This window comes from Sphingobium sp. UBA5915 (assembly GCF_002431195.1).
GTDB lineage: Bacteria > Pseudomonadota > Alphaproteobacteria > Sphingomonadales > Sphingomonadaceae > Sphingobium > Sphingobium soli.
Genome location: NZ_DJDV01000072.1, coordinates 41,168 through 51,368, shown reverse-complemented (window position 1 = coordinate 51,368; position 10,201 = coordinate 41,168). Strand labels below are relative to the sequence as shown.

The following is a 10,201-nucleotide window of genomic DNA, read 5'->3' as shown; positions in this document are numbered from 1 at the left end:
CCACTCGGTGGGGGCAGATCAAGGCGTTTAGGCTGATAACGGCTATTTTCCGTCGCTTTAGCTGCTGTTTCGAATGACCTTGCTGGTCTAAATTCCCTGTTATCGCGAGCAGGGAATTTCTCCGCCAGGCCGTGTAGATCCGAGGTTTTAAGAGCCAGAAAATGGGCCTATCGCTTCGAGTTACATCATTTTCCCTGTAAACCGACGGGAAGCAGGGAAAACGATGGGGGCAAAACAGGCCGCGTGTCTCAAGCGTAGTGGGGCGAGTTAGCCCGGAGAAAGTCCCAATAAAATGCGGATTTTTTCAGTGAGAAAAATTCTCTGCGCTACGGTTTGGATTCTGGAAGGGGCGCAACTGCGCGTTTTGAGCCGCCATATGGCTGAATTCTCTGTCACTGAATGACTAGGTGGCGGAGCGGGAGGGATTCGAACCCTCGATACGCTTTTGACGTATACTCACTTTCCAGGCGAGCGCCTTCGACCACTCGGCCACCGCTCCGCACGCAACCCGGCTGCCGCTGCAAGCGGCATCATTCGGGTTCTTTCATCCAATCGCACTGGAAGGCGGCTCCCTATCGCGGGGCGGGCGAGGTGGCAAGGGGCATCAGCAACAGAGCTTTACTTTGTTGAATAGGCCTTGTTTGATGGCCCGATGATCCGTCCGCTTCGCATCGCGCTGACCGCAGCCTTGGCCTCTGTTACCGTTCAGGCGGCCGGCGAACCGTCAGCCACGCCTGCCGCTCTTGTCGCATCATCACCTGCCGACGCTTGGGCAGACATTTCTACGGAAGATTTGATCGTCATGACGATCGATGGCGGCGCACAGGTCATCGTCCAGCTTGCCCCGGCCATGGCCCCACGCCACGTCGCCAATATCCGCACACTCGCCCGGGCGCACTGGTGGGACGGGACCAGCATCAATCGGGTGCAGGATAATTATGTCGCGCAATGGGGCGACGCGACCGAAAAAAAGCCGTTGCCCGCCGGGCTTCTGCAGACCAGCGCCGCCGATTATGCGTTGCCCCTTGCCAATCGACGACTGCGCGTGACGCCCTTGCCCTATCCCGATGCCTATGCGCCAAAGACCGGTTTCGTTGCGGGCTGGCCGGTAGCGATGGATGGAAATGCCGCCTGGCTGCCGCATTGCTATGGCTATGTCGGGGTCGGGCGCAACCTGTCGCCAGACGCGGGTACTGGCGCGGAACTTTATACGGTGATCGGTCAGGCCCCGCGTCAGCTCGATCGCAACATCGCGGTTGTCGGACGGGTGATCGACGGGACGGCGCATCTGTCCAGCCTGCCGCGCGGATCGGGGGAGTTGGGCTTCTACACAGGATCAGAGCGCCCGGTGCCAATATTGTCCATGCGCTTGGCGAGCGACCTGCCCGCTGCGCAGCAACCGCATTTCCAGCAAATGGATACCACATCGCCCAGCTTTGCGGCGTATCTGCGCCTGCGCGCCAACCGGAAGGATGATTTCTACGAGCGACCTGCGGGCGGCGTCGATCTTTGCAACGCGCCCGTGCCGGTCAGGCCGGCGCCCTGAGCCCGCGCAAGCGATAGCCCTGCCAGTCGCGGATGCGGCGGATCGCAAAGCTGGTGCGAATGGCGGAGACGCCGGGCAAACGGGCGAGGCAGTCGCGGTGGATGGCGTCGAATCCTTTTAGGTCCGCTGCGGCCACGCGCAACAGATAGTCGGCCTGTCCCGCCATCAGGTGGCATTCCAATATTTCGGGAAAGTCGGCCACCGCGTGTTCGAACCGATCCATGGTCTCGCGGCTCTGGCTGGTCAGCGAAATTTCGACAAAAGCCTGGAGGTCCAGTCCCAGAACCTTGGGGTCGAGCCGTGCGGCATAGCCGGCGATCAGACCCGCTTCCTCCATTGCCTTGATCCGACGATGGCAGGCGGATGCGGACAGGCCGATCCGTTCCCCCAGGTCAGCCATCGATCGCCGGGAATCGCTTTGCAACGCTTCAAGTATGGCAATATCGAACCGATCCACGCAATCTCATCCCGATCATGAGCCGTATCGCGGCATATCATTCACTAAATCCTTTTTCCAACCCGGAAATGCAGGACCACTCGTCGTCGGCTTTGCGTTATGCTGACGCTCAAGGACGCGCAGCAGAGCGCTGCCCCTTGTTTTCGGAGAGACATGATGATCGTCGGCACCGTCAAGGAAATCAAGAATCACGAATATCGCGTCGGGTTGACGCCTGAAAGCGTTCATGAACTGACCGCTCATGGCCATCGCGTGCTGGTCGAAACCCGTGCTGGCGACGGCATCGGCGCGGGCGATGATCTTTACGTCAAGGCGGGCGCCGACATCGTCGCCACAGCCGCCGAAATCTTCGCCACGGCCGACATGATCGTAAAGGTCAAGGAGCCGCAGGCGGCAGAGCGCGCGATGCTGCGTCCTGGCCAGATACTCTACACCTATCTGCATCTGGCGCCCGATCCGGACCAGACCCGCGACCTCATTGCCAGCGGCGCGACCTGCATCGCCTACGAAACCGTGACCGACGCAAGCGGTGGCCTGCCGCTGCTCAAGCCCATGAGCCAGGTCGCCGGCCGCATGGCGATCCAGGCGGGCGCGACGGCGCTTGAGAAGGCGCATGGCGGCCGGGGGGTGCTGCTGGGTGGCGTGCCCGGCGTGCTGCCCGCCAAGGTCGCGGTGATCGGCGGCGGCGTTGTCGGATTCAATGCGGCGCAAATGGCGGCAGGCCTGGGCGCGGACGTCACCATTTTGGATCGCAGCCCTGAGGTGCTCGAAAAACTGGGCATGTATTTTGAAGCACGGGCCAAGACGCGCTTTTCGAACAAGGCAAATCTCGCCGATTGCGTGGCGGATGCTGACCTGGTGATCGGCGCGGTTCTCATTCCTGGCGCCGCTGCGCCGAAGCTCGTGACCGCCGATATGCTCAAGACCATGAAGAAGGGCGCGGTTCTTGTCGATGTCGCGATCGATCAGGGCGGTTGCTTCGAAACCAGCCATCCGACGACCCATGCAGACCCGACCTATGTCGTGGACGATGTCGTGCATTATTGTGTCGCCAACATGCCCGGCGCGGTCGCGCGCACCAGCACCTATGCGCTCAACAATGTCACGCTGCCCCATGCGCTGCGGATTGCCGAGCTGGGGTGGAAGGAGGCGCTGCGCCGCGACGTGCATCTGCGCGCCGGCCTGAACATATGGGACGGCAAAGTCACCTATCAGGCGGTGGCTGAGGATCTGGGGCTTCCCTATACGCCAGCGGAAGACGCCGTGGCCTGATCCTGGCACGGTCTTCATTCCGGCAAACGACCGCTGCGTGCACCGACGCCGTGGCGAAAAGCGCCAGCCCTTTCATCGGGGCTGGCGCTTTTGTTTTGCCTCGCGGCGCCCGGCTGGCAATTGTTTCCAGTTTGTAACTGGCGTGATGCGAAGTTCGTTGCGGGTTCTCCGTCCCCGTTCGTTGAGCGGGCAGGGGGACATCGCCGCATGCCTCCCATGCATTCTGGTTCCGCCGAAGAGAGGCATGGTCTTACATCATGGACGATTACCCCATTTTCGCCGCCTTGATCCCGCAGGGCGATGGCATCCACATGCGCGCGGGCGGGCCTGCGCAGACAGGGGGGCTGTGATGTCCGCTGAAATCACGACATGGCTGGTGCCGCTTGTCGCCATGCTGGCGGCCGGGCTTCTGGCCGGCTTTGCCGCAGGCATATTCGGCATTGGCGGCGGTTTTGTTGTCGTGCCGGCCTTGCTGGTCGTGCTGCCGCTGCTGGGCGGGACCAAGGATGCCATCGCCCACGTTGCGATCGGCACGTCTGCCGCCACCATCATCGTCACGTCGATCCGGTCGCTGATGTCCCACGCCAAACGCGGGGCGGTGGAATTTGAGGTGCTCAAGGCTTGGGCGCCATGGATCATCCTGGGGTGCGGCGCGGGCGTCCTGCTCGCCAGCCATGTCGATGGCCGCACACTCAAGATGATCTTCGGGGGCGGCGTGGTCCTGATGTCGCTCAATTTCCTGTTGCCCAAGGTCAGTGGCAAGGTGGTCAGCGACACGATGCCGTCCGGTATCGTCCGGGTCGGCATCGCCGGTGGCCTCGGCACGTTTTCCTCGCTGCTCGGAATCGGCGGCGGCACCATCGCGATCATGGTGATGACGCTGTGCGGACGGACCATCCACCGCGCTATCGCGACGGCGTCCGGCATCGGCACATTGATCGCCATTCCCACGACGATTGGCTTTGCCATCATTGGTCTTAAGGAAACGGGTCTGCCCTGGGGGTCGCTGGGCTATATCAACATCCCCGGAACGCTGGCGATTGCGTCTATGTCGATGCTGACCGCGCCGCTGGGCGTCGCTGCGGCGCACAGCCTGCCGGCGGGGCCGCTGAAAAAGATTTTCGGCGTCTATCTGCTCATCATCGGCCTGCTGATGCTGCGCAACGGGCTCAACATGTAATCTGCTCGATCATCAAATGTGCGAAAACGGCTGCCGGCACGGTGGCCGTTTTTCGTTGAAGGAGGGATGGGCAGAGCGGATGCGCCATCCCGTGGGCAGATTAAGCCATGGCCGAAACGATGCCCGGTCGCGCGCCCTCTAACAGGCTTTGTCACTGGCGGGCTTTGCCGTTAAGGCTAAGCCGGGGGGATCATGGGGCAGTCTGATCAAATTTCCGTTTTGCTGGTGGAAGATGACGAGGCGGCGCGCACGACGATCGCGGCTATTCTGACCGCCGCGGGCATGACGGTGGAACAGACTGCCGATGGGCCAACCGGGCTCAATCGCGCCGGCAGCGGCGGACATGATGTCGTGATTCTTGACCGCATGTTGCCGCATCTGTCGGGCATCGACATTGTCACGCGCATGCGTCTCGCAGGAATTGGCGCGCCGGTCTTGATGCTGTCGGCTTTGGGCCGCAGCGAACATCGGGTCGAGGGGTTGGAAAGCGGCGTCGACGACTATCTCGCCAAACCCTTCGAACCGGATGAACTGGTCGCCCGCGTCCGTGCACTCTGGCGCCGCGCCAGCCGTCGCAGCCATGAATCGGTGCTGCTGTTCGGCGACCTCGAATGTCATGTGAAGGCGCGTACGGCTTTTCGGCAGGGACGGCATCTTCCGCTGTCGCCCAAGGAATTCGAACTGTTCCGTTATTTGATGGATCATGCCGGAGAAGTGGTGACGCGCGAAATGCTGCTGCGCCATGTCTGGAAGCTGAGTTTCGATCCGCAGACCAATGTCGTTGACGTGAATGTCGGCCGCTTGCGACGTAAGCTGGAGGAGGGCTTCGATACACCGGTATTGGAAACGGTGTGGGGGACGGGCTACCGGCTGATTGCTCGCGCAGACGCGGCTCGTGGCTAGGCCTGGCCTTTTCCGGTCGATCTTCGGCCGGGTCACAATGTCGGCGTTGCTGGTCAGCCTGCTTTCGACATTGGCGCTCTTCCTCGTCGTGCGTCAGATCGTTGATAATGATGCGCGCGCCATGCTCGCGCGGGAGGTTGATACCGACCTTGCCGGCCTTGCCGATATTTACGTCAGCGCCGGCGGCGAAGACCTGAAGGCGCGAATTGCCGACCGGTTTGCGGTAGAGCGCCAGGATGGCGAGCGTGTCTGGTATCTGCTGGCCCGCGACAATGGTGATCGCATAGCTGGCAATCTGACATACTGGCCGCGCATTGCGCCCGACATATCGGAAGCCCGGTTCGTCACCTTGGCCGAAGGCGAGCGCATGTTCGCGCGGGCGACGCGGCTTGGTCCGGACATGCAATTGGTGGTGGGGCGCAGCGACTATCGCGGGCAGGCGCTGCTTGCACGGCTGGCAATGGCTTTCTCGACGGCGGGCGCGCTGATCGCGGGGCTCAGCCTTGTCGCGGGCCATTTCGCCGCTCGACGCCTACGCAATCGGGTGGAGGCCGTGAACGCCACCTTCGCCGCGGTCCGTGCCGGTCATATCGAAGCGCGCGTGCCGGGTGCGGGGGACAGCGACGAACTTACGGAATTGGCGTCCAATACCAACGATATGCTTGACCAGGTCGAACGGTTGATCGAGGCGCAGCGCGCTGTGTCTGACCAAACGGCGCATGAAATTCGCACCCCGCTCATGCATCTGGATACGCGCATCCTCAAGGCGATGGAGGCGGCGCAAGACGATCTGCTGCTGGCAACGCTGGAGCGGTCAAGAGCCGAGATACGCAGCGTTGTGCGCCTGCTCGATTCCCTGCTCGACATTGCCGGCACGCAGGCGATGCGCGGCGACATGCGTGGCCTGGCGGAGGTCAGCTTGAGCGAGATCGCGGAAAATCTGGCCGATCTCTACGGTGCAAGCGCAGAAGAATTGGGGATAGGCTTTTATGCCCGCATTGCGCCCGGCATCCGGTTGCGCGCCGATGCCATGCAGATGATGCGCCTCATGTCGAACCTGCTCGACAACGCCTTCAAATATGTGCCCAGCGGCGGTAGCGTGTCGCTCGAACTGTCTGCCGGGCCGCGCATCATCGTTCAGGATGATGGCGATGGTATCCCTGCGGCGGACCGCGAGCGAATATTTGAGCGTTATGTTCGTCTGGATGGGGCGGCGGACGGCGGTCATGGTCTGGGGCTTGCGCTTGCGCTGGCGATCGCGCAGCGGCATGGGCTTTCGCTCCATGTCGAGGATGCGGAGCCAGGCGCGCGTTTTGTCGTCCGGCCGGAGGATGACCTGTGATCACCGTCCTGTTGCCCTTGCTGTTCGCCGCGGTGGCGTCACCCGCCGATCCTCGTCCGTCCGATCCCATATTGCGTGCGCTGGTCGAAGGGGAGGCCGCGCAGGCGCAGGGCGACAGCGCATCGCTCGGTCGGAAAGCGCGGATGCTGTCGGTGCTGGGCGCAGCGCCGGCGCGGGGGCAGGAGGATCTTGCAGCGCTCTGGCGCAGGCAGGCGCAAGGTGTTGGCGCGACTGGCGATATGCCGCCCTTTCGTGGGCGCGCTCTGGGTCCCGCCTATCGTCGCGGATCGCTTGTGCCCGGTGGCAGCATGACGATGCGGCAGCTTTTCCTTGGCGGCCAGCGTGCGCAGATCATGGTGGCGCCTGTGGGAGAGGGAAGCGGCCATTTGTCGATCCGGGTGGAGGGCGCGCAAGGCGAAACCTTGTGCCAGAAGGCCGTCGGCGGTCCCCAGGCGGATTGCGCCTGGATGCCGCTGTTCACCGACCGCTACAGCATCGTGATTGAAAATGTCGGAGAGGCGTCGGCCAGTTTCTATCTGCTGGTCAGATAGGCTTAAGTTTCTGACTCTATGGCATAACATGGCGATGCCGGGCGGGTGTTAGTCACTCCGCCTGTCTCCGCTCGGGCTCGGTCTATCCATTCTGCACATTCGTTCAGGCTCAAAATGTGCGGGTTGGCGCGTTGTGCCAGTCATGGTTCAGATCAGCAAAGAGGAGAAGAACCGATGACTCGTTCGACGTTTCTTGCCGCCGCCCTGTTGGGCCTTGCACCCGCGATCCTCCCTGCTGGCGCTGCGGCGCAAAGCCCGGAGGGGCCGATCAGCTATGAAGAGCAGTTGGCTCAGGTCGAGGACCAGTTGGTCTACCAGACCCCGATCGCCGGCGTAGAAAATGACTATTGGTTCAATTACCAGACCGATCTCGCCGAGGCACGTAAGGAATTGACCAAGGATTTACGCCGTTCTTCGGACGCGGAGGATAATCGTGACGCCTGGGACGAATATCGGGCCGAACTGGCCGACGCCCGCGGCGATTATGCCAAGGAAATGGCGGAAAAGGGCTATCCGATCGGTCAGGTGCGCGTGCTGGCCAATAACGGCCGATAAATCGGCCGGAACGATTGAGGAGCGGGCATGTCGTCCCTCCTCAATCGGCATCCAGATTGCGGAAATTCAATCGCCGCGTCACGGTATAATCCAATATGCCGACCAGCAGATAACTGATGAGCTGCTTTACCAGGGTGATACCGCTGCGGCTGGACTGATACTGTTTCAGATCGATAGGCCGGCTGTCGCGCATTTCCCTACTGATCAAATCCCGGACCCGGTCAGCGAACGCCTTGTCCTCGATCCGCAGCATGACCTCAAGGTTCAGGAAAAGGCTGCGCATGTCGAAATTGGCGGATCCGACAAACACGGCATCGTCGATGACGAGAAGTTTCGTGTGGAGCTTGCAGGGCTGATATTCCGCAATTTCGACACCGCGCCGGAGCAACGGACCGTATAAAAGTCGCGCCGCCGCGACAGTTGTTCCGTTATCCGAAACAGCCGGCAAGATGATGCGCGCGCCTGACGCTTTGGCGGCGCGTGCGATACGTTTCAGCATGCCCCGTCCGGGGGAAAAATAGGCGGCGACCATATCGACGCGCCGCGCCTTTTGAAGATCCTGCTTCACGACCTGCGCCCAGGGACTAAGCCGCCTTGTGGGGCCACCAATCAGCCATCGAAACGCTGAACTCTCATCGTAGTGCAGCGCCGGATGCCATTGCCGTACCATCGCGCGCAATGTCCTGAACCGTTGCCGTTTCGTTGAGACCCACCGCCACAGGCCGCCATACCAGCGGGTCATGGCCTCCACCTGCTCGCCCTCGACCAATAGGCCCAAATCCCGCCAGCAATCCTCTCGAGGAATGCCGAAATAGCCGTCTTCCACGTTGAACCCGCCGATCAACAAACGGGCATCGTCGGCGATGGCCATCTTTTGATGGTTGCGAATGAGATATCGCGTCGATCGCCGCGCGCCAAAGCGTCCGAAATGCCCTCCGGCCTCGATCAGCGGCGTAAAAAAACTGTCTGGCGTTTTGCCCGACCCGAATGCGTCGATCATCAGCGTCACCGATATGCCGCGCCGCGCAGCATCGCTCAACGCGTCGCGCACCATCGCGCCGCTCGCGTCATCGGCGAAGATATAATAATAAAGTTTAAGGCTGTAGTTGGCACCCTCGATGAGGGCGATGAGCGCCTCTCTCAGCGCGGCTCCACGCGTGATGAGGCGCAGGCGATTGCCCTCCAGCGTTGCCGATATGTCAGGCTCGCCGTCAGCATCGGGACGAAGATTTGCTGTCGCCATAGCGGCCTCATGCCCGTTCCTGGCCGTTATGGCCATGGCTTAATGGCCTTTTCATTGACTCTCTGTCCCGAGCCTGCTAGCTGCCCGGTTCACGCTTTTCCATTCGTTGTATTCAGGAGGCCCTGTTTGGCCCGCGTCACCGTCGAAGATTGCGTCGACAAGGTTACCAATCGTTTTGACCTGGTCCTTCTTGCTGCTCAGCGCGCCCGCGAAATTTCGGGCGGCGCCGAACTTACGCTGGATCGCGATCGCGACAAGAATCCTGTCGTTGCCCTGCGCGAAATCGCGGAAGAAACCGTCCTTCCCGATGAGCTGCATGATTCGCTGATCGGATCGCTGCAGAAGGTGCAGATCGATGATGACGACACGCCTGATGAGATTGGCTCGATCGCTCAGTCGGCGGAGGCGCTGCGCCTGACCGCTGCTGCTCCGCCGCGCAACCAGAATATCGGTGGCGATTACGACGGCTGATCGCTGAACCCGTTTGGAGAGGGAATGGGGCCCGGCCTGCGCAAGCAGGACCGGGCCCCGACCTTTACGGGGCTTCGTCGTTGCTATAGTTTGGTGATCGAAACGGAACCTTTTGGCCTTGTCCATTCGTTCCACCTGTAGCAGCCGACCCGGGTCGCATTGTCCCGCCATGGTGGGACGGACGGCGCAAGCGATCGCAGGGCGTCTCATCCGCGCCGCCAGTTGCGAGAAAGATCATGGATCGTCCCAAACGCTCCAACGTCTTCATGGCCGCGAGCCTGAAGACCGAAAATGATACATCGGATGTCCAGCTTGTGCGGATACGGGATATTTCTGCCGGTGGCGCCAAGGTGCAGGGGCCTATGCTTGACGTCGGCACCCAGATCATCCTGACGCGCGGGCGTTTCACGATTCCCGCACGCGTCGTATGGTGCGGCGACGCCCAATTTGGTGTTGCGTTCGACAAACCCATAAATGTCGACGAGGTGATGAAGGCGACCGGTCCTGAAAAGGCTCCGGACAAGCCGGTCTATGCGTCTGCGCTGACATCGGATTATCCCGGGCAGGCGAAAGCATCTTCGCATGGCACGGTCCGCCCGACCGACCGCCGTGCTGTTTTCGGGTTACGCGTCACTGGCTAAAGCCAGGCGTCCTGACCGCTATCGCTCACATCCTTTCGCC

11 protein-coding genes and 1 tRNA gene are annotated in these 10,201 nt (G+C 61.6%); 9 read left to right on the top strand and 3 right to left on the bottom strand.

What is annotated here, in order from left to right; translation table 11 throughout:
- Positions 1 to 408: 408 nt before the first annotated feature.
- Positions 409 to 499 (bottom strand) — tRNA-Ser (locus B2V90_RS11875).
- A gap of 153 nt (positions 500 to 652) precedes the next feature.
- Between B2V90_RS11875 and B2V90_RS11870 the strand changes: the two genes are divergently transcribed.
- A complete protein-coding gene (locus tag B2V90_RS11870; RefSeq protein WP_228221859.1) occupies positions 653 to 1,546 on the top strand; it encodes a peptidylprolyl isomerase in 894 nt (297 codons plus the stop codon).
- Here B2V90_RS11870 and B2V90_RS11865 read toward each other — a convergent pair.
- Complete coding sequence (locus B2V90_RS11865; RefSeq protein WP_228221858.1) at positions 1,530 to 2,003, bottom strand: Lrp/AsnC family transcriptional regulator; 474 nt, start codon at positions 2,001 to 2,003, stop codon at positions 1,530 to 1,532. The two genes, B2V90_RS11870 and B2V90_RS11865, sit on opposite strands and share 17 nt — an antisense overlap.
- Positions 2,004 to 2,159: 156 nt before the next feature.
- Between B2V90_RS11865 and ald the strand changes: the two genes are divergently transcribed.
- The 6 genes from ald to B2V90_RS11835 all read left to right on the top strand — a co-directional run bounded on the left by ald (position 2,160) and on the right by B2V90_RS11835 (position 7,806).
- A complete protein-coding gene (ald, locus tag B2V90_RS11860) occupies positions 2,160 to 3,275 on the top strand; it encodes an alanine dehydrogenase (RefSeq protein ID WP_228221873.1) in 1,116 nt (371 codons plus the stop codon).
- A 349-nt stretch (positions 3,276 to 3,624) separates the two neighbouring features.
- Positions 3,625 to 4,455, top strand: coding sequence for a sulfite exporter TauE/SafE family protein (locus tag B2V90_RS11855; RefSeq protein WP_228221857.1), 831 nt, complete (start codon positions 3,625 to 3,627; stop codon positions 4,453 to 4,455).
- A gap of 192 nt (positions 4,456 to 4,647) precedes the next feature.
- A complete protein-coding gene (locus B2V90_RS11850) occupies positions 4,648 to 5,358 on the top strand; it encodes a response regulator transcription factor (protein ID WP_009820749.1) in 711 nt (236 codons plus the stop codon).
- Positions 5,351 to 6,700: a HAMP domain-containing sensor histidine kinase gene (locus tag B2V90_RS11845; RefSeq protein ID WP_323132796.1), complete on the top strand. Its 1,350-nt coding sequence runs from the start codon at positions 5,351 to 5,353 to the stop codon at positions 6,698 to 6,700. The genes B2V90_RS11850 and B2V90_RS11845 overlap by 8 nt, the downstream gene beginning before the upstream one ends.
- Positions 6,697 to 7,251: a hypothetical protein gene (locus B2V90_RS11840; protein ID WP_228221855.1), complete on the top strand. Its 555-nt coding sequence runs from the start codon at positions 6,697 to 6,699 to the stop codon at positions 7,249 to 7,251. The genes B2V90_RS11845 and B2V90_RS11840 overlap by 4 nt, the downstream gene beginning before the upstream one ends.
- Positions 7,252 to 7,425: 174 nt before the next feature.
- Complete coding sequence (locus tag B2V90_RS11835) at positions 7,426 to 7,806, top strand: hypothetical protein (RefSeq protein ID WP_228221854.1); 381 nt, start codon at positions 7,426 to 7,428, stop codon at positions 7,804 to 7,806.
- 40 nt (positions 7,807 to 7,846) lie between these two features.
- Here B2V90_RS11835 and B2V90_RS11830 read toward each other — a convergent pair whose 3' ends face one another.
- Positions 7,847 to 9,085 (bottom strand): phospholipase D-like domain-containing protein, encoded by a 1,239-nt coding sequence (locus tag B2V90_RS11830; protein ID WP_228221853.1) that lies wholly within the window; start codon positions 9,083 to 9,085, stop codon positions 7,847 to 7,849.
- A 90-nt stretch (positions 9,086 to 9,175) separates the two neighbouring features.
- Between B2V90_RS11830 and rpoZ the strand changes: the two genes are divergently transcribed.
- The gene (gene rpoZ / locus B2V90_RS11825; RefSeq protein ID WP_009820754.1) at positions 9,176 to 9,520 is read left to right on the top strand and encodes a DNA-directed RNA polymerase subunit omega; all 345 of its coding nucleotides are present in this window, start codon (positions 9,176 to 9,178) and stop codon (positions 9,518 to 9,520) included.
- Between the two features lie 236 nt (positions 9,521 to 9,756).
- Positions 9,757 to 10,161: a PilZ domain-containing protein gene (locus tag B2V90_RS11820; RefSeq protein ID WP_293921401.1), complete on the top strand. Its 405-nt coding sequence runs from the start codon at positions 9,757 to 9,759 to the stop codon at positions 10,159 to 10,161.
- Positions 10,162 to 10,201: the final 40 nt, after the last annotated feature.